This is a genomic window from Blautia acetica, assembly GCF_038739805.1.
Taxonomy (GTDB): Bacteria; Bacillota; Clostridia; order Lachnospirales; family Lachnospiraceae; genus Blautia.
Genome location: NZ_JBBEWO010000023.1, coordinates 31545 through 50880, shown reverse-complemented (window position 1 = coordinate 50880; position 19336 = coordinate 31545). Strand labels below are relative to the sequence as shown.

Below are 19336 nucleotides of genomic sequence, written 5' to 3'. Positions count from 1 at the left end.
TAATTTTTTTGTATAACAATCGACGCGCACCCGCATAGCGGGTGGATTATTGTTTCGCCCATCTCCATTTTTCGGATCAACGAAAAACTCCAATGGGCGAAACAGACTAAAGTCCACATTTTAAAAGTCACGCCTCCATTTTCATTAAGAAAGGCGTGCAAGCCGTATTCTTCGCCAAAATTTCTTTTTATTCTCATTTGTATATTAGAAATCCCAATTCCGCTGAACTGTTCTTTCACTTTGGGAATTTCCCGGCTTTCAATGCATTTTTTGATTCTTTCTAGGTCCACACCTACTCCATCATCTTCCACTTCAACAACAACTTTCTGTTCTCTGGAATATGCACGAATCCAAATATGTCCCTTTTCGGTTTTCATATTAAAGCCATGTGAAATACTGTTTTCTACCAGAGGCTGAATCAGATTTTTCAATATTTCCAGTTCCCCAGTCTCATAATCTATGATGGTTTTCCACTGAAATTTATCTTTATACCTCAATGACATCAACGTCAGATACTCTTCCGTCATATCAATTTCTTCTTTTATAGAAATCAATCTCTGCTGATTCGCAAAAGCTTTTCTCAGCAGTTTTGAAAAGGATAAAATCGCTTTATCTGCCTCTTGATATTCCTCCATCTGTATCATAAAACGAATCGTAACCAACGTATTATAAAAAAAATGAGGATTAATCTGTGCCTGTAAAGCCTGTATTTCCAGGGTATGTTTTTCCTCCTGTTCTTTTTCCAACTGCTGCATAAGCTCCTGTATCTTGTCCAACATAGTATTAAAATTCCGATATATATCCTGAAACTCAGCCTCATAATTCTCCAAAATTTTTGCCTTTAAATTTCCTTCCGAAACTTCAACAATATTTTTGTTCAACTGCTTCATTCTTCCCGCTATAAAGCTGCAATTATAAAGCACTATAAATGTAAGAACAAGAAACATAGCTGCACCAAGTCCTAAAATCAATCCCACATAAAAAGACCAGCTGCTCTGATATGGTTCATAACTGATTAATTTCCACCCAGTTTGCTCAATACTGCTAAATCGAATATGACAATTTTGTCCCTTTACATGACCAAGAAAAAATCCCTTTTCATTTTCTGTGATTTTTTTGTAATAAGAATTATCTTCGATGGCATTCCCATAGAGTATTTTATCTGAGGCATAGATAATTTTCCTATACTGGTCCATAACAATTGTATTTTCTGCATTCTCTCCGGTTTCAATCGTATCATCTCCCCAAATATTGTGAGAAACGGCTACAATCATAGTCCCTATTTTCCTTCCACTGTTCAGATTACGGATATTACGAACTGCAAATAGCGTATCCTCTTGAAAGTTATTTTGCAGTAAAGGACTTCTATATTGCGGCAAAAAATAAATGGTATCATTGCCCTGCCCCATTTCTGAATACCAACTTTCCTCCACAATCTTTTCAAAAGTCGGTCTATCACCTGTAAATTCTAACGAGTTTTGAAAATAACTGTTTCCATTGCTGCACAATATCATAATCTGATACTGTCTCTCCGGAAATAATTCTGTCAGTTCCCTCATTTTCCCTTGAATTTTACCTTGAGCCTGAGTCGCCTCATACCCTGTAAGTTGCTGCTTCTCTGATAAAATATGGTTTATTTCTGAATCCAGATATAACATATTTGTTATCTTTATAATCTCTGTATTTCTGTCTGCAATATTACTGCACCTTTCCTCCACTGATGCCAGTTTACTCCGATTCCATTCATAATTGCTATTTCTGAAAGCCGCTATTGTCAGAATAGAAAACAAAATAAACAGTGGAACAACTATCAAAAAATCAAAAAAAAGAACTGTCTTTTTAATACTATGCGGCTTTCTCATCTTCCGTTTCTCCTTCTTCCCCTTTTCATTTGTTCATTGTAGCAATTTCCCCTTATATTTTCAACTATTTACCAGACATATTCACACAAAAAAAGACTGTTATATCGGATATTCAGAAAATCATACCCAAATACAACAGTCTTTTCTCATTTATATTGTGCTCTAATTATATTGCCACGAGCACCAATCATCTCATTTCGTCTATCTACACCCGCACTCTGCAAATCCCCAATCCTGTTTCTTCCTTGCCGCTATTTACCAACACAACACTCTCTTTCCAATCCTTACACAAAAGAAGTTCTCCTTCTTCTGCTTTGCAGTCCGCTGCTTCTGCCTTTCCGCACCTCACATACACGGCCAGCAGATTTTCTCCTGCTTTCGGCTCTAATTTCAGACTTTCCCCTGCTTTTAAACGTGCCGTTTCCATTTTCCCCTCTGCACCATTTTTCAACATCAAATTAAAGTCCGTCACCCTTCCGAAACTCACGGTAGGTACACCGCCGTCAAAGCAGTCTACCTCATAAGGCCGCAAACACACCCTGTCTGCCTCTCCGTGAACCATCTCCAGATTTCCCTCAAAGATACTGAGGTATCTCTTTACCCCCGGCAGACTGGTAAAATCCGACTTGTCCACTTCTACTGCAGCACTGCTGATACGGCATTGAAAATTTCCTTCGCTGTAACTGCTGTCTTCCGGATACAGATACAGTTGTGTTGTACTTCCTCCTGACCAGCGTGAAGTCTGAAATTCTGCTTTTTTTCTTACGATGAAATAATTGCCCATGGTCCTTGTCCCCCTTGAAATAATGTTTTGCTTTTATAAATAATCCTGTATGGTAAATTTCGTTTGTTCTTCTATTTGCTCAGCCACTAACGCTTGACATACTTCTAATGATAGCATACTCCCACTTTTTCCTCAACTCGCTTTTCCCCTCTGCATAAGAGAAAAATTTTTACTGTAACACAAACAGAAAACCAGAGAACGCCTGGTACTGTGGTTTTCTCTGGTTTTCTGCTTTTTATACTATATGTTTTTTAAAACGGTCCATACCCAATCTGTACTGCTATAATCAATGCCGCAAATGCTACTACCCACCACAACAGGAACAGCGGTACCAGCCATTTTGCCCACTTGCCCCATGGAATTTTTGCCATTGCACAAGCTGCCAAAAGTTCTCCCCCCGTAGGTGCCATAACATTAGTAAAGGCATCTCCCAACTGAAAAGCCAGTACTGAAGTCTGCCTTGTCAGTCCAATCAAATCTGCCAATGGTGCCATAAGAGGCATTGTAATTGCTGCCTGTCCGGAACCGGAAGGAACTAATACATTAAACAAATCCTGTACCACAAACATTCCGCAGGCACTTAATGTCGGCGGCAGACCATCCAGAAGCCCAGCCAGCGCGTGAATAATGGTATCCATGATATTAGCGTCTTCCAAAACAATCAGCGCTGCATTGCAAAGTCCAATCATAACACCCGCAAAGAGCAGATTTCCGCAACCTTTTAGGAATTCCTCTGCAATCTGTCCTGGTTTCAATCCCCCAAAAAGACCAGCCAGAATACCGGCAATCAAAAATAGTGCTGCCAATTCGTCTATGTAAAATCCAAACTTCACTATACCAACTACCATAGCTATCATAACCCCTAAAAAGGTCAGCAGCACCAGTTTCTGTCGAAAAGTCAGTTTCACCTCTTCTGTCAGGTCGATATCGGATTCTTTCCCTTTATCGAATTCGTACACCAGACTTGCCTGTGGATTTTTCTTTATTTTTCTTGCATACAAGGTCACATAAGTAATACTCACCGCCATCAGTGCCAAAAATACGCAGGCTCTGAATCCGATTCCGGAAAACATAGGCAATCCGGCAATTCCCTGAGCCACACCTACAGTAAACGCATTTGTCATAGCCCCTGCATAACCAGAAGCTGCGGAACAGAAAATAATCCCCAACGCTACCAGAGAATCAAATCCCATAGCCAGACATACGGCCAACACCAAAGGAACAAAAGCCAGAAACTCTTCAAAGTTTCCAGCAAAGGCAGAACCACACCCAAAAACCATCATACACACAGGAATCATCAACAGTTCTTTCCCCGCCATTTTCTTTACCACCAGCGTCATTCCATTGTGAATAGCGCCCGTAGCCTCCATAATCTGAAACATTCCACCTATGATAAAGAGAAAGAAAATAACATAGCTTGCTCTTTGCAGTCCCAAAGTCACAGACTTAAAAAGAGGAAACAGACCTACCGGATTCTGCTCTACATAGTGGAACGTATTCGGGTCTACAATCTCCCTTTCCGTAACTGGATCCAAAACTCTGTCATACTGCCCCGCCGGTACCAGATATGTAGCAATTGCACAGACAATAATAATAATTGCCAGCAATACCATAGGATTCAATGCCTTCATTTGAATGTTCTTCTTTTTCTTTTCCATTGCTGCACCTCCTGATATAAAATCGAACTCCCTTCTTCATTGTCACTCACTATCGTTTTACTACACTAAACCATAGCATAGACACGTTTATTTGTCAATCGTGTTTATGTCATTTGTACATTTCTTCTATAATCTTTTTTAAAATTTTGTACATTTTTTTCGTAGAAGAAATGCTTAACTTTTCTTGAGGGGAATGAAGTCCTTCGCAATTTGGTCCTATAGAAATAGCATCCAATTCCGGCATAGTTTCAAAAAAGCAGCCACATTCTAAGCCGGCATGTACACAGCGGGATATTGGTTTCTGTCCATTTTGTTCTATAAACACTTTCACTGCAAACTTCCGAAGTACAGAGTTTGCATGATAATCCCAACCGGGATAAGCAGAATGTACCTGAGAACTTCCTCCCATCATTTCAGCCAGACGTTCAATAACCTGTGCAATATAATCTCTGGCAGAATTTCGGGCAGCACGAATTTCATATACAATGTGAAGCATACCGTCTGTCAGATACAATTCTCCCATGTTATCTGAACTGCTTACCAGATTTTCCATATCACTGTTCATCTCAAAAATATTGTCTGGTGAAAACATTATCATATGGATAATTTTTTCCGCATCATGAACTTCTGTTATCTGCCCGTTATATGGACACATTTTTATTTCCAGCTTTTCTGCTGCACTTAGATACTCTTCCTTTAAGTTTTTATACACCTGTCCACACTTTTCCCTTGCCTCCTCTTCCTTATCTTGGGGCAATGCCAGCACCAGACTCGCTTCTCTCGGAATGGCCAGACGAAACGTACCACCTTTTATCCTGGCAATTTTTAGTTCTGTCACCTTTTCCAATTCTAACAGTACTCTTGCCAAAAACTTATTTGCGTTTCCATGCCCTCTATGTATGTCTTCTCCCGAATGACCGCCTTTTAATCCAGTAATGCAAAGTTCAAAAAGTTTCCATCCCTCTTTCTTTTCCTCTCTGTTTAAAGGTATTTTCACTTCTACAGCCTCTCCCCCACAGCTTCCACACAGAATTTCGTTATCTTTGGCATTATCCAAATTAATCATCCTGGTTCCCTGCAAAAGGCTGGTGTCAAACCCTGCTGCTCCTGACAAATCTTCCTCTTCCGCTGTAGTCAGAAGCACCTCCAACAGCGGATATTCGCCTTCCTCTTCCAACAACGCCATGGCCAACGCCATACCAATTCCATCATCTGCCCCCAGCGTAGTTTCTCCTCCTGTTGTCAGATAATCTCCTTCTATGTTCCAGGGAATAGGGTCTTTAGAAAAATCATGCGTGGATGCTAGAGCTTTTTCACAAACCATATCCATATGTGCCTGTAAAATAAGTCCCTCTTCTTTTTCCATTGCCTTAGAAGCGGCTTTTCGTATCAGTACATTATTGTGTTTGTCTCTCACAACGAATAATCCCCTTTTCTGGGCCCATTCCACCAGATATCTGCTAATTTGCTCCTCATGAAAACTCTGTCTGGGAATCTGACTGATGCCGTAAAAAATCTCAAACACTCTGTCCTGTAATAAATCCTCTATTTGTTTTTGCATACCCATATATACCGCTCCCTTCTACATATATATCTTTTATGTGCCTGATATCCTCACCTACTTTTGAGGCGCTGCCTTATCCATAATATAGTCAAAAGTTTCCATAACCAGTTTCATCTGTTCCTCTATCTGTCTGGTATCATGTCCCTGCCAAGCATCGTATAAGTAGGACTGAAACATTCTTGTCATCAGAACAACCGTTTGATTCACGTTTTCTTCTGCCACAAATCCCTGTTCCACCAAAGACGGCATGATGGCTCTGTCCCTTTCCATAATTTCTCCCTGCGTCAGCATTTTAATAATATCATCATCGTGATGTCCCAGTTCATCCGGAAAAAGTTCATAGTATATTGAAATGACATTCTTTAATTTCTTCTTATACTTTCCATAAAAGAGATAATAAAAAATTTCCGGTCTTTTTAAACATGTCTTTCCAAAAACCTTATAGATTGTCCTATACCGTTCCAGTGCATTCATAGAATCTTCCAGCGTATTTTCCAAATCTACAATATATTGCTTTAAGTATCCCATAGAGGCAAATATCACTAACTCTTCCATATCTTCAAAATAATTATACAAAGTAGCACTGTTATATCCTGCTGCTGCCGCTGCTTTCCGCACAGTCAATTTTTCCACCCCTTCGGATTCAATCAATTCTTTTGCGGCAGTAATAAAATAAATCATAACCCGCTTTTGTTTTATATTTAATTCTTTTCTCATACAGGAATTCCTCCATTTCTACTCGTAAATCTTTCATTTTATAAACACAATTATATTTCGAACATGTTTAACTGTCAAATACAATTCCCTTATATTCTTTAAATTTATTGACATTTATAAAAATCATGATTTTGGACACTTTTATATATCGTTTCCTGCTGTTCTCTTTGTATCGAAATTATTTTTTCAAAATGTGCCATTTCCATTTTCCCCTCATTGCCACCCCCGCCTTTCTATGTTACACTGTTTTTATCACAACTCGGAAAAGGAGGACCCACTCATGGATTCCGAACATTTTTATTTAGAAGAAGGTTTCCCGTTTCACGGAAGAAAACTGGAAAAACTGAAAGTCTTTTTATCCCAAAATGATTTATCTTATGATACACAGATTCAATACACTGTACTGTTAAAAACCCAGGATGGAGAACTGGCAGGCTGTGGTTCCCGCCACAAAAACACTTTAAAATGTATTGCCATTAATCCTAAATTTCAAGGGGAAGGCTGCCTCTCTCTCCTCATGACCCAGCTTATAAAAAATGCTGCTGCAGAGGGTCTTTCCCACTTGTTTTTGTTCACAAAACCCATGTATCTGCAGATGTTTTCCGACATGGGATTTTACCCTATTACTCAGACAAAGGATATGCTGCTTATGGAGAACCGCAGGGATGGAATCCGGGAATATGTAACCAGAGAAGCTGCTCTTTCCCCTGCCAAAGAAGGTAAAAGGATTGGCGCCATTGTCATGAATGCCAATCCTTTTACCAACGGTCACCGGTATCTGGTAAAGACTGCGGCTGCTATGTGTGACCTGCTGCATGTCTTTGTCCTGTCTGCGGATTCCTCCGAATTCCCGGCAGATATCCGCCTGAAACTGGTAAAAGAAGGCTGTACAGATTTTCCTAATGTACAGGTGCATGGAAGTTCGGAATATCTGATTTCCCACGCTACTTTTCCCGACTATTTTCTAAAGGATAAAGCCACGGTTTCTGACAAAACCGCCCTTCTGGACCTGATGATTTTCGGAACTTATTTCAAAGAAGCTTTTCATATCACCCGGCGTTTTGTGGGAGAAGAACCCTTTTCCGCCATCACAAAAGCCTACAACGAACAGATGAAAAAAACGCTTCCCGTTTATGGAATTGAAGTAACAGAAATCCCCAGATGTGCATATCAGGATACCATTATCAGCGCCACTTTCGTACGGAAAAAGTTTTTAAGCAAAAATCCGGAAGACCTAAAAGAACTGGAAAACTTTGTGCCTGAAACCACCTATGCCTTTCTGATTTCCCCGGAGGGACAGCGTTTAAAACAACAATTAGCAGCCACAGGAGACTTATCATGAACCATTCCGTATGGGCCAAAGGACGCCCTATTACCCTGCCCGAAATTTTAGACGCAAGAGAAAAACGCGCATACTTTCAACAGGAAATGCTGCAAAAAAGGCCCCGTTCTCTGCTGAGCTTCACCTTAAATATCGCCGGTCCGGTGAAGGTATTCCCCTATACCAAATGGCTGTATACACTGGGATATGACCTCATTCACCAAGGAATTTTCATACTTCGTGGAAAGATTTTAGAAGAAAAAGAACAGAAAGAAAACACCGGGTACGAAGCTATTTTTGCCCTGGATTTGGAACCGGAACGCATAAAAGAATATCTGCTTTTTCAGGAAGAAAACCACCCTCTGGGGCGGCTCTTTGACTTGGATGTACTGCGTCCTGACGGCACAAAAGTCTCCCGCCGGGAACTGGGATTTCCGGAACGCACCTGCCTGATTTGTCAGAATCCCGCTTTCCTCTGCGGACGTTCCAGAACCCACAGCGCCGAAGAACTGATACAGCACACTGTACGACTTATAGACAGCTTTTATTGTGAACGCATGTCTGTTCATGTTGGACTTATGATGCAGAAAGCCCTGTTTTATGAAGTGAACACTGCTTTGAAACCAGGGCTTGTAGACCGCCTGCACAACGGTTCCCACAAAGATATGTGCCGGACTACGTTTATCCGCAGCGCCTATGCCCTCACCCCTTATTTCATAGCCTGCGCCAGAGAAGGACTGACCTTTTCCGGCACTTCTGAAGAACTCCCCAGGCTTTTCCAGAAGCTCCGCACACTGGGAGTTCAGGCAGAAAACCATATGCTGACTGCCACCGGAGGAGTAAATACACACAAAGGAATTATCTTTTCCGGCGGAATTCTCTGCGCTGCAGCAGGCTATGCAAAAGCTTTTCATGCCACAGATTTTTGCGCCCCGGATTTTCCCGCTCTTCTGGGCAATATCTGCCGCTTTATGCTTACAGATTTGCTTCGGGATTATGACCACATCAATCCCCTTGCGCCCAAATCCAACGGTGAAAAACTCTACCTGCTTCATAACATTACGGGCATAAGAGGAGAGGCCTGCAAGGGATTCCCTCACCTTTTAACAGAAGGACTGCCCCTCTTTGAGAATGTCAGAAAATCCGGTTTTTCACTGAATGATTCCGGACTTTTCGTACTCCTGCATTACATAGCTCACACCGAAGATACGAACCTCATCATCCGCAGCAGCTATGAAACTGCATTAAAAATCAGAACCGAACTTTCTGCTTTCCTGGAGGCTTCTTCCTATGAACAGCAACTGCACATTTTACCTGATTTAGACCGCTGTTTTACAGAAAAAAACATCAGCCCCGGCGGCAGCGCAGACATGCTGGCTCTGACCTATTTCCTGTACTTTCTCATGAAAAATGCCTGCTGCTTTACCTAGCAGACAGGCATTTCCTGAACAGATTTTCTTAAAAGAACAAGTTCAGCAGTCCCAGGATAAAGCCGATAAGAGCCCCAAGGTTTACCACTGCATGCAATTCTTTTTTCATAATTCCCAGCAGAATATGCTCTACTTCCAGTACATCCATCTCGTTGATTTTATCCTCAACCACCTGTGCAATGTGGAATTTTTCAGCCAGTTCTCCCGCCTTTTCTCCCACGAACTTCACATAAACAGCTTCTACCAGTTCCAGAACTTTCTCCTGTCCCAGCGGAATTTTTTCCATAAGCTGCTTCACCGGAAGATTCTCTGCTGCCGCAATTTCACCTACCACAAGAGGATGAATTTTTTCCCTGCCGTTTTCCCGTATATACTCTCCCACCTTATTTCCAATGGGCACGGCAATCGATTGAATCAAATCATCGTTTAAGAACATGGAAACCATGCTGCCCTGGAACTTGTTTTTCACTTCTTTGGCGCCTTCTTCTGCAATAATTGCACCCACATCCATCTGCTCCAGACCATTTGAAATCTTCTCTGTAATGAAGTTCTCCAGTTTGCCCCTCATCTGCGCATAATCTTCCTGCTCTACATAATGTCCCAGAAAGGTTTCCACCGTATCTTCATTGCTCTGTATGGTCTGAAGACCACTGCCTACAGCCTGAACCACGGTTTTTTTCACTTCATCTGACAGCAATATCTGTTCCAAATCCTGCTTCGTCAGAAGATGGTCACCCACTGCTTCTCCCATGGCCTTTGCCATTCTGGCTTTCCCCTTGGGAATGATTCCCGGTGTAAAGGGCAGCGTCCAATTCCCGATTTTCACAGGCTTCAATGGCTTAAACAACATTTTCACCGCTATATAATTGGTACAGTAACCGATAATTGCACCAATGACCGGTCCTGCCAGTATATCTATCATATTCATCCTGATTCTTCCTTATCTCATTTGAAAAGTTTCTCTCTGACCTGTCCCCACATCTGAACCAAAAAGTATTCATAGGCCTTATCGTACACAAACAATGCTGCCTGTCCGCCCAGTAAAAAGACCAGTATCAGTTTCTCTGAAAGTTCCCCTGCAAAAATCAGCTTTGGGAACAGCAGCAGTGCAGGGAGATACATCAGATTAAAAATCACGAATTTCCCTGCCGTAAAAATCATTTTCCTGTGATTCCAGGTAGGATGTTTCCCCAAATACTGCCAAAGCGCTTCCACACCCAGCACATAAATTCCCATCATGGCATAAGTAATGCAGTATAATTTCTGTGGTGCCAGAAGAAATCCCAGAATTGTACAGCCGGTGAAAAAGGCTGCGCCGTAACCAAGACCGTATTCCTTAATGATAATTCCCACAAAGAACGCTGCGGCTGCCAGAAAAAACAAGGTACTGAAATCCAGAACTCCGCTCAGCACAAGGAGCAGCACAGACAGGGCCATCAAAAGCCCCGAAACTGCCGTTTTCTTCGCATTTACATGCATGAACAAAGGTCGCCTCCCATACACTCGCAAAGACTGTCTGCGCACCAGAGGTCACAGCACATATTTCCTGTTCCGCAGGTACTTCCGCCATTTCCTGCATAGGGACTTCCTCCGCCCTGATAACGGTTGCTGTTCCACTGCAGACGATTCACCAGATTGCTGTACTCCGGATTTCCCGGATCCATACTCTGCGCCTGTCTTGCCAGATTTAAAGCATTGACATTATTTCCCATTCCCATATTGGCGCAAGCGCTTAAATAATACCAATGGGCGCTTCTGTTCTGAATTCTGGAAAGCACATTTAAAGCCTGCTGGTACTGGCGTCCATTGATATAATTCGCCGCTGCCTGCAGCTGTGCACCGTCCTGCCCGGAAGGCGCTTCCTGATAACCTCCCTGGCCGCCGTAACCGTTGAAATTTCCGTAGCCGCTCTGATAGCCGCCGTCTCTTTCCTTCATAATCTGGTCATAGGCTTCCTGAACTTCCTTAAATTTCTCCTCTGCCAGTCCCGCAAGGGGATTATCCACATAAGAATCCGGGTGATACTTTCTGCTCAAATCCCGGTATGCTTTCTTTACTTCGTCATTGGATGCGTTTGGGGAAATTCCCAACACCTCATATGGATTATTTACCATGATTCTCTCTTTTCTCCTGTCTCTCTTTTTGTATTTTGTTATATTTTGACCACACGCCCCGATAGAGAATATTTCTCAGAATCTCGGCGTCCATAAGACACGGCAGCTTCTCAAAAGCCCCAGTGGCCTCTGCCATCATCATGAGCAAAACTTCATGTACGGTCTTTTCGTAGGCTTCTCTTGTTTTACAGTTGTTCTGCAGATATTTCAGGGGATTATAAGAACCTGTCTTCCGGTCTTCCTCCAGGTCATCGTAGGCATCCAGGATATAAATAAATTTCCCCAGATAAAATCCAAACTTTCGCAGTTCTTCCTCCCACATATCCTGTCGGTAAACAAAAAGTTCTGCCATCAGATTTCCGAAAGCCCCTGCCACCAAATCCAAATTTTTCTCCTGCTTTTCTTCATAGGCAGACAGAATTTTTAAATGTTTTTGGATGGCATGCGCCTGTCTTTTGTATTCCCGGCATATGGTTTCTGCCTTTTTTCTGAAAAGCCGCATTCCTGCTGCTCCCTGCAGACTTTTATCATCCTTCCAGTCATCTTCAAACTTAAAATACGTCAGAAGAATGTTCATCTTCGCCCCATATGCTGACAGTTCATTCTGCAGCATGGGGATTTTCTTTACCGGATGAACGGGACAGTGCAGCTGCAGTTCTCTCGTATCTGCCTCGTACAATGATGTAAGAAACAAGACCAGAAACGTCATATCATAAGTCAATGTCATTCTCCCCCGGAAACCATATTCCTTTCGGAGAGCCTGGCACAGCCCGCAGTAATATCCCTTATATCGGTAAAATTCCTTCACCTTTAACTCCGGCTTATCTGTCATTATATATCCAAACATTGCTTTCTATCCCTTTCCTATATCGTCTCATTATACTATACCTCTTTTCAGATTTCCATAGGTTCTTTCTTGTAATTTCGCCTAAATTCTTCGGATTCCTGCCTCTCTTCCATTGACGTGTCCCCGTTTTTCGTCTATACTTTCCATATACTTTTACAGCAAGAAAGAGGTGTTATTTTGAAAACAGAAGACAAAACTCTGGACAAAAAGGCCGATACTTCCGAAGCCTTCGATATTCTCTATCCGGAGCGTTTTATCAAGAATACAGATTATTACAATTCTCTCATGATGATGTACCGCTGCGCTATTCGGGAAATTCGCACCAAACTGGAGGTTCTGGACGATGAATTTTCCATTACTTATAAACGAAATCCCATTTCCTCCATCAAAAGCCGCATTAAAACGCCTTTGAGCACTTATAATAAACTCCAGAGACTGGGGTACGATTTTACAGAGCAAAATATCCGGGAACACTTAAACGATGTGGCAGGAATCCGCGTCATCTGCTCTTTTATTGACGATATCTATTCTGTTGCCAAACTCCTTTCCGAGCAGGATGACATTACCATTCTTCGGATTAAGGACTATATCCAGAATCCCAAGCCCAACGGCTACCGCAGCTATCACATGATTGTGGAGATTCCTGTCTTCTTTGCAGAAGGCAAAACTCCTATGCGGGCGGAAATCCAGATTCGCACCATCGGCATGGATTTTTGGGCCAGTCTGGAACACCAGCTTCGTTACAAAAAAGATTTAGGCAGCAATGAACAATATGAACTCATCAGCCGAAAGCTGTCCGAGTGTGCACATGCCATTACTGCCACGGATAATCAAATGCAGGATATTAAAAATTTAATCGGGGAATACAATGAGTTCTGAAAAGAACTCATTCCCCTGTAAATGCATTCATGAGTTTTTCACTTGCATCATAATACTTCTCCCAGGACTCCCTCGTCTTCTGATCCTCTATCTCACCTACGATTCGCATCGTAATGCCTGTTCCCTTTATGGATACAGGACTTCGGGCTTCCTGGTAACCTGAACAGTCCTCTGCTTTTTTATAAGTTTCCCAGTCTTCAGGAAATACACCCATATCTTTGAATTTATCATAATTTCCCTGACTTACAAAGTAAATCATGCTTGTGCCTTCCTGCATATCCACGGTCAGCTTCGTCTGACTGGCCATAACCATCTGGGGGTCAACGGTTTCGCTGTCATCAGATGGCATACTGTAATCTGCAATCTGCACGTGCATTTCTCCGTCCCCGTTTAAATCCTCGGCATGCTCTTCAAACCATTTCTGCAGCTTTGTGCTGTCCTCCTGGGCAATTCCGTATTCGCCCAGAAAGGCCACCGTATAGTCATAAGACACTTTGCCTCTCATGTCCTTCACGAAAATAATAATACAAAACAGAATAAAAGCACCTGCCAGCACATGATACTTGTAATAGTACCAGAAATTATCCCATTTCTTCTTTTTTTCCGCGTCAATCTGTGGTTTTTTCATGTTTCCTTCCGTCCTTTTCTTTTGGTATACACTGGTTTGAATTTTATCACTTTTCCCCTGGCAAAGAAAGGCGAAATGCAAAATTTAATTAAAATTTTATGGGTGAGTGTTCTATTTTGGTAGAATATGCCTCCAATGTCACAGATTCCCAAGTGAAGAGTTATTCAGTACCTTCCTCAGTTTTATAACCAACGGAATAATCATGAGAAACCAGATAATCGGTTCCGCCACAATAATGCCCATGTATTCTAAAACCGGTGTCAGCAAAAGGGCAATCGCCACCTTTCCCGCCAGTTCGATAAAACTGGATACCACCGGTGTAATATGGTCTCCCATGGCCTGCAACGTGTTTCTGAAAATGTTGATTCCCGCTGCAATAAAGTAAAAAGGAGCATTGATTTTCAGATACAGTACTGCCGTATCCACCACAGAAGTCTTTGTTGTTCCTGTTACCAGATGAATGAGAAACGGGCCGATGGTATAACTCATAAGAATTACCAGAAACGCCCATCCCCAGGTAATCATCAAAGCATTTTTTACTCCCAGACGCACTCTTTTGTACTCTCCTGCGCCGAAATTCTGGCCGCAGAAAGTTGCCATAGTCACTCCCATAACGGAGATGGGAAGGAAATAAAATTCCGATATTTTTCTGGCGGCTGTGTGGGCCACAATGGTATCATTGCCAAAAGTATTAATGGCACACTGCAGCGCCAACGTTCCGAAAAAGACCAACGACATCATCATCCCCATGGACAGGCCGGAACTGTACATCTGCTTTATCATTGCTTTTCCAATTCTGAAATCTTTTCTTTTCAAGTGAAATACCGGATACTTTTTCCACATATACCCTATACTTAAAACCACGGACACCAACTGCGCCAGCACAGTTCCCAAGGCTGCTCCCTGTACGCCTAACGGCACTACAGCCATAAATAAAATATCCAGTCCCACGTTCAGCAAAGCCGCACACATGAGAAATAAAAGCGGCGCCACCGTATCGCCTACGGCCCGCAGAATACCTGCACATGCATTGTAAAGCATGGTTACCATCATACCTGCAAGTACAATCTGAATATAGCCTTTTGCTTCCGCATACAGAGTTTCCGGTACATTCAAGATTTTCAGGAATCCCTCTAGCCCCGCTAATGCAAGAACGGTAATAGCCAGCGTGGTCAGCGTCCCCAAAAGCAAGGTCCCCGCCGCCGCTTTTCTAAGCCGTTCTGTCTTTCCAGAGCCGAAACTCTGAGCCGCTACAATGGCAAATCCATTGGTCAGTCCCTGTAAAAAGCCGATAAGCAATGTGCTGACAGCCGTAGTGGCGCCTACAGCAGCCAGCGAAGTTTCTCCCAGAACACTGCCTACAATTCTGGTATCTGCCAGACTGTAAAACAACTGGAAAATGTTTCCCAGACACACCGGAAGAGCAAATTCCAGCATAAGTTTTACAGGATTTCCTTTTGTTAAGTTTTTCATCTTTTCTATGCTTCTCCTGTTTTTTATAAGTCTTTTTTAATATAGCATAAATAAAATGAGACAACAACAAATGCTGCCACACGAATTGCTTTTGAATCACATCCATGTGGCAACATTTGCTGTCTTTCCTACCTATTTTCCCGAATTTCAAAGATTCTTGCACTAATTCTCTCAGGCAACTTTACAGTCAATACGCCTGCCTCTTTATGCCATTCATATGCGCATTTTCCCTCTCTGGGATATGCACAGCTTACTGTAATCTCTTTTCCTTTCAAATGTTTTAATGGCAAATCTTTTATCTGACTTTGACTTTCTCTTCTCCACACAGCCAGATACTCTCCTCTCTGAGCTTTTAATCCCAGACTCACCCATGGGTCTTCGTAATCCGAAATTCCCAGTGGCCAATACGGAAGTGCTGTCTTTAAATTGCCCCGAATACGCTTATAGTACTCCAAAGCTTCTTTCACATACTGAAATCGCTCTGTACTAAGTTCTGCCAAATGTCCACTCTGATGAATCCGAAGCATCATGGCATTCACCATATTGTAAATTACCTCTTCACAGTCCCCTTCTGTCAGAGGATAAGACCAAACAGCCGCCTGTTCCGGCGTCACAGCCGACGGTGCATTTGCTGCAATTGTAGCATATCTTACATAGTCTTCCTGGTCACTTGTAGATTGAATGCTGTATCTTGACAGCATAGCATAATCCATACGTAATCCACCAGAAGAACAGTTTTCTATTACAAGCCCTGGATACTTTTGAAAGATTCCATCAAGCCAGGCTAAATATGCCCTGTTATGTTCCAAAAGACCGTCCCCCGCACTATCTGCATTAGTTTCTGTTCCAATACCCGGCTCTATATTGTAGTCCATTTTAATATATCCTACTCCATATTCCGTAACCAGCCTATCAATAACGGAAGACGCATGCGCACGAACTTCTGAATTTCGGAAATCCAACTGATATCTGCTTCTGTCAAACACCCGTTTTCCGTGGCGCATAAAATACCAGTCCTCCGAAACCTTATTTGCCTTCGGACATTTAATTCCCATAACTTCCAATTCCAGCCAAACACCAGGAATCATACCTTTGCTGCGGATATAGTCCATAACTTCCTTTAAACCGCCGGGAAAACGTTCTTTTGACGGAATCCACTCTCCTACTCCATCCCACCAAAAGCCTTTAGAATACCAGCCACAGTCAATACAATAATATTCACATCCAGCTTCCGCAGCCTTATCAATCAGCGGTAGTTCTTTCGCTGTAGTAGGGTCACCGAACAGACAATTCATATAATCATTAAAAATTACGCCGAGATGCTCATTATCTCCATTTTTTCTCCGAATCTGCCTTCTGTATTTTGTGAGTTCTCCCATAGCTTCATCAAATCCACCCACACAACTTCCCACACTTACAGGCACCGTTACAAATGTTTCTCCCGGCTGCAGGTTTTTCCACCAGTGGTTGTGATGTTCATTTGGCCCGCTCAATTTCAGATAGACATGACCGTCCTGGTCACTGATTTCCCAATACCAGGATCCATTATGCTCTATCTGCCAAAACAAGGAACTGTTCGTCTCCCTATTATGTAAATACCCCATAGGAAGATATTCTTTAGTCGACCAGTTTCCTGTATTGCTGATTCCAATGGTTTTTGATGAACGATGCATAATACCTGGCTGAGAAACAGATAAGCCCAGTTCCTTTAAAGTATAGGTCTGCCAGCATAGTTCTTTCTGCCATGCATTGTGCGGAATAGCGATTTCTATTTTTTCATCAAAAGCCTCTATACCCTCTTTATCAATTCCGTTTAGAGAAAAAGAAGATACATATTCCAACCCCTGTGCTTCCTCTCCTTTGTTAATAATTTTTGTCCAGGAACGAACCACAGAAATACCATCATAAAACTGCATATGGCTTATTGCTTCTAATCCCGTGATTGTATCTTCTGTAGTAATTTCCAGCTTCCTTCCTTTTTCGTTTCTGTAATCTTCGAAATTTTTATATTTCATTCGATATCCTGGAGAAGTCTGGGTATATTTATGCCCATGCCGTTCCCCTACTCTGTCCTGCCCGGATACCAAAATTTCCACTGGATAAAAGGACTGTGTTCCCGTATCTGATACCATGTACTTTTCCTCAAAATCCAAAGTCGAAAAATGCAGCAGCTTGATTTCATTTGCATCTGTAATTTCCCAAACTAATCTTATCCCATTCTCTTCTATTTTTATACGTTTCATTTGCAATTTCCTCCATTATATATACATTAACCTTTTACAGAACCACTCATAAGTCCTGCAAGGAAGTATCTCTGCAAAAATAAGAAAATCAAAGTCACCGGTATCACTGCTACAACAGAACCGGCCATCAAACCGCCCCAATCTACTGTATTTACCCCTTTAAAAAGCATGATTGCAGGAGTAAGTGTTCGATATTCGTCGGTAGAAATAAAAATATATCCAAACATAAATTCATTCCATGCATTAATAAAGGCATATAATCCTGTAGACACCAAGCTTGGCAAAGATAGCGGCAAAATCACCTTAAAAATAGTCTGCGCTTTATTGCATCCATCAATTTCCGCTGCTTCCTCAAGAGCCAAAGGTACAGTATCAAAAAAACTGCTCATCATAAAGGTACAAAGCGGAATGACAAAGGTTGTATAAGCTAGTATCAACGATTTGTAAGATTCCAGAATGTTCAATTTCTGCATAATCAAATACAGCGGCACCAGAAGCAATACCCCTGGTATCATCTGAGAAAGCATCATAGCTAAATTGGACAATTTGACTGCCTTTAATTTATAATAGCGACTCAATGCGTATCCAGCCATAACTGCAATGACCATAGACAAAAGGCAGGCTGCAATGGATACAAATAAACTATTTTTAATGTATCGTAGAAATCCGGCATCCACCAGTACCCTGTGAAAATTTTCCAGTGTAGGTTCCTGAATCAGAAAAGTCGGGGTAGCTGTACGAATTTCTGTCTTTGGCTTTAATGCAGAAATCAGCATCCAGATAAATGGGAAAATACAGTACAATGAAAAAATCACCAGCAACGCATATGTGACTATTTTACTAATTCGTCGATTTCTTTTATTTAACATCATTTTCCCTCCTCCTTACGCCATCTCATCGCTGAGTTTGCTTCTTTTATGATAATAAACTGTAAACAAAATCACCATGATAGTAAACATCATTGTAGACAGCGCTGAGGCTGCACCTACGTCAAACTTCTTCATAGAATAACGATAAATCATAATCGGCAGAGTTTCCGTTGCATAATTGGGACCACCTTCCGTCATTACCCAAATAAAATCAAAATTCACCGCCGTCCAAATGATATGAATAAACACAATAACCAGTGATACAGAACGCAGCTGGGGCAATGTCACACAAAAAAACCGCTTAAATATGCCTGCACCGTCAATGGCGGCTGCTTCAGAAAGTTCTCCTGGCACAGACTGTAAAGCTGACAGGAAAGAAATCGTATAATATGGAAAACTTCTCCATATGTTTACAAAAATAACCGTTGCCATAGCATATCGGCTATCCCCCAGAAAATTAATAGGAGCATCTATAATGTTGAGACTGGTTAATGCATAATTAATAATTCCAAATTCAGGATTCAATATCCAGTCCCATGTCATTCCTGCCACAATAATCGGTACAAGCCATGGAATAAAGATACAGGTCCTGAAAATGGCTCTTCCTTTAAATTTCTGATTTAATAAAACTGCTGTTATCATACCAAGTACATATTCTCCCAGTACGGAGAACACGGTCCAACTAATGGTGTTTTTTACGGCCTGTCCAAAATGTTCATCTGAAACAATGGTTTTAAAATTTTCCAACCCTGCAAATCCACTCATAGATTTATTAATTAAATGGACATGCGAAAATGCATCATGTACTACTTTTCCCAGCGGAAAAGCAATCAGCAAAGCAAGAAACACAATAGCCGGTGCCAGCATAAACAGCGCAGTTCTTTTCATTCTCTGTTCTCTCGTGAGTTTTTTTATTGTCTTCATACGCTTCTCCTCTTTTCTTTCAC

Annotated in this window: 17 protein-coding genes; 3 read left to right on the top strand and 14 right to left on the bottom strand. The window is 41.8% G+C overall.

Annotated features, from left to right (window positions below; all coding sequences use genetic code 11):
- From WBS51_RS13350 to WBS51_RS13330, 5 genes are all read right to left on the bottom strand, one after another.
- Positions 1 to 1862 (bottom strand): sensor histidine kinase (locus WBS51_RS13350; RefSeq protein ID WP_342694099.1); only part of this gene is annotated, 1862 nt, incomplete at its 3' end.
- Positions 1863 to 2067: 205 nt separating this feature from the next.
- Positions 2068 to 2646, bottom strand: a complete 579-nt coding sequence (locus WBS51_RS13345; protein ID WP_294462109.1) for a HutD family protein — start codon at positions 2644 to 2646, stop codon at positions 2068 to 2070.
- 251 nt (positions 2647 to 2897) lie between these two features.
- Positions 2898 to 4304: a YfcC family protein gene (locus tag WBS51_RS13340; RefSeq protein WP_173749920.1), complete on the bottom strand. Its 1407-nt coding sequence runs from the start codon at positions 4302 to 4304 to the stop codon at positions 2898 to 2900.
- Positions 4305 to 4413: 109 nt separating this feature from the next.
- Positions 4414 to 5871 carry a beta-Ala-His dipeptidase gene (gene pepD / locus WBS51_RS13335; RefSeq protein ID WP_294462102.1) on the bottom strand — a complete coding sequence of 486 codons (1458 nt, stop codon included), beginning with the start codon at positions 5869 to 5871 and terminating at the stop codon, positions 4414 to 4416.
- Positions 5872 to 5922: 51 nt separating this feature from the next.
- On the bottom strand, positions 5923 to 6585 hold the full coding sequence (locus WBS51_RS13330; RefSeq protein ID WP_173749922.1) for a TetR/AcrR family transcriptional regulator: 663 nt from the start codon (positions 6583 to 6585) through the stop codon (positions 5923 to 5925).
- A 280-nt stretch (positions 6586 to 6865) separates the two neighbouring features.
- Here WBS51_RS13330 and citC point away from each other — a divergent pair, with 280 nt between their 5' ends.
- Together citC and citX are read left to right on the top strand one after the other, a co-directional pair.
- Positions 6866 to 7927 (top strand): [citrate (pro-3S)-lyase] ligase, encoded by a 1062-nt coding sequence (gene citC, locus WBS51_RS13325; RefSeq protein WP_173749923.1) that lies wholly within the window; start codon positions 6866 to 6868, stop codon positions 7925 to 7927.
- A complete protein-coding gene (citX, locus tag WBS51_RS13320) occupies positions 7924 to 9336 on the top strand; it encodes a citrate lyase holo-[acyl-carrier protein] synthase (protein WP_294462097.1) in 1413 nt (470 codons plus the stop codon). The genes citC and citX overlap by 4 nt, the downstream gene beginning before the upstream one ends.
- A 28-nt stretch (positions 9337 to 9364) precedes the next feature.
- Here citX and WBS51_RS13315 read toward each other — a convergent pair whose 3' ends face one another.
- Genes WBS51_RS13315 through WBS51_RS13300 form a run of 4 tightly spaced genes read right to left on the bottom strand, consistent with a single transcriptional unit; the run spans position 9365 to position 12297 of the window.
- Positions 9365 to 10258 carry a DUF445 domain-containing protein gene (locus WBS51_RS13315; RefSeq protein ID WP_342694098.1) on the bottom strand — a complete coding sequence of 298 codons (894 nt, stop codon included), beginning with the start codon at positions 10256 to 10258 and terminating at the stop codon, positions 9365 to 9367.
- Positions 10259 to 10281: 23 nt separating this feature from the next.
- Entirely contained in the window at positions 10282 to 10815 is a 534-nt protein-coding gene (locus tag WBS51_RS13310; protein WP_173749955.1) for a hypothetical protein, read from the bottom strand.
- Positions 10806 to 11450 (bottom strand): J domain-containing protein, encoded by a 645-nt coding sequence (locus WBS51_RS13305; RefSeq protein ID WP_291682197.1) that lies wholly within the window; start codon positions 11448 to 11450, stop codon positions 10806 to 10808. The genes WBS51_RS13310 and WBS51_RS13305 overlap by 10 nt, the downstream gene beginning before the upstream one ends.
- The gene (locus tag WBS51_RS13300) at positions 11440 to 12297 is read right to left on the bottom strand and encodes a DUF5685 family protein (protein ID WP_173749927.1); all 858 of its coding nucleotides are present in this window, start codon (positions 12295 to 12297) and stop codon (positions 11440 to 11442) included. Before WBS51_RS13300 ends, WBS51_RS13305 begins: the two co-directional genes overlap by 11 nt.
- A gap of 177 nt (positions 12298 to 12474) precedes the next feature.
- On the opposite strand from WBS51_RS13300, the gene WBS51_RS13295 reads away from it, so the two are divergent.
- Entirely contained in the window at positions 12475 to 13176 is a 702-nt protein-coding gene (locus WBS51_RS13295; RefSeq protein ID WP_330489630.1) for a GTP pyrophosphokinase, read from the top strand.
- Positions 13177 to 13183: 7 nt separating this feature from the next.
- Here WBS51_RS13295 and WBS51_RS13290 read toward each other — a convergent pair whose 3' ends face one another.
- The 5 genes from WBS51_RS13290 to WBS51_RS13270 all read right to left on the bottom strand — a co-directional run bounded on the left by WBS51_RS13290 (position 13184) and on the right by WBS51_RS13270 (position 19313).
- On the bottom strand, positions 13184 to 13804 hold the full coding sequence (locus WBS51_RS13290) for a hypothetical protein (RefSeq protein ID WP_342694097.1): 621 nt from the start codon (positions 13802 to 13804) through the stop codon (positions 13184 to 13186).
- A 138-nt stretch (positions 13805 to 13942) separates the two neighbouring features.
- Positions 13943 to 15277 (bottom strand): MATE family efflux transporter, encoded by a 1335-nt coding sequence (locus WBS51_RS13285; protein WP_173749929.1) that lies wholly within the window; start codon positions 15275 to 15277, stop codon positions 13943 to 13945.
- Positions 15278 to 15405: 128 nt separating this feature from the next.
- Entirely contained in the window at positions 15406 to 17520 is a 2115-nt protein-coding gene (locus tag WBS51_RS13280) for an alpha-galactosidase (RefSeq protein WP_291682193.1), read from the bottom strand.
- A gap of 26 nt (positions 17521 to 17546) precedes the next feature.
- Positions 17547 to 18392 (bottom strand): carbohydrate ABC transporter permease, encoded by an 846-nt coding sequence (locus tag WBS51_RS13275; protein ID WP_226853698.1) that lies wholly within the window; start codon positions 18390 to 18392, stop codon positions 17547 to 17549.
- A 12-nt stretch (positions 18393 to 18404) separates the two neighbouring features.
- Positions 18405 to 19313, bottom strand: coding sequence for a carbohydrate ABC transporter permease (locus tag WBS51_RS13270; protein WP_291682190.1), 909 nt, complete (start codon positions 19311 to 19313; stop codon positions 18405 to 18407).
- Positions 19314 to 19336 lie beyond the last annotated feature (23 nt).

Bases quoted from the DNA above. Each gene is read 5' to 3' on its own strand.
- WBS51_RS13330 (WP_173749922.1), bottom strand. From the start codon at position 6,585: ATGAGAAAAGAATTAAATATAAAACAAAAGCGGGTTATGATTTATTTT.
- citC (WP_173749923.1), top strand. From the start codon at position 6,866: ATGGATTCCGAACATTTTTATTTAGAAGAAGGTTTCCCGTTTCACGGA.
- pepD (WP_294462102.1), bottom strand. From the start codon at position 5,871: ATGGGTATGCAAAAACAAATAGAGGATTTATTACAGGACAGAGTGTTT.
- WBS51_RS13305 (WP_291682197.1), bottom strand. From the start codon at position 11,450: ATGGTAAATAATCCATATGAGGTGTTGGGAATTTCCCCAAACGCATCC.
- WBS51_RS13315 (WP_342694098.1), bottom strand. From the start codon at position 10,258: ATGATAGATATACTGGCAGGACCGGTCATTGGTGCAATTATCGGTTAC.
- WBS51_RS13285 (WP_173749929.1), bottom strand. From the start codon at position 15,277: ATGAAAAACTTAACAAAAGGAAATCCTGTAAAACTTATGCTGGAATTT.
- WBS51_RS13340 (WP_173749920.1), bottom strand. From the start codon at position 4,304: ATGGAAAAGAAAAAGAAGAACATTCAAATGAAGGCATTGAATCCTATG.
- WBS51_RS13270 (WP_291682190.1), bottom strand. From the start codon at position 19,313: ATGAAGACAATAAAAAAACTCACGAGAGAACAGAGAATGAAAAGAACT.
- WBS51_RS13345 (WP_294462109.1), bottom strand. From the start codon at position 2,646: ATGGGCAATTATTTCATCGTAAGAAAAAAAGCAGAATTTCAGACTTCA.
- WBS51_RS13300 (WP_173749927.1), bottom strand. From the start codon at position 12,297: ATGTTTGGATATATAATGACAGATAAGCCGGAGTTAAAGGTGAAGGAA.
- WBS51_RS13275 (WP_226853698.1), bottom strand. From the start codon at position 18,392: ATGATGTTAAATAAAAGAAATCGACGAATTAGTAAAATAGTCACATAT.
- WBS51_RS13310 (WP_173749955.1), bottom strand. From the start codon at position 10,815: ATGCATGTAAATGCGAAGAAAACGGCAGTTTCGGGGCTTTTGATGGCC.
- citX (WP_294462097.1), top strand. From the start codon at position 7,924: ATGAACCATTCCGTATGGGCCAAAGGACGCCCTATTACCCTGCCCGAA.
- WBS51_RS13280 (WP_291682193.1), bottom strand. From the start codon at position 17,520: ATGAAACGTATAAAAATAGAAGAGAATGGGATAAGATTAGTTTGGGAA.
- WBS51_RS13290 (WP_342694097.1), bottom strand. From the start codon at position 13,804: ATGAAAAAACCACAGATTGACGCGGAAAAAAAGAAGAAATGGGATAAT.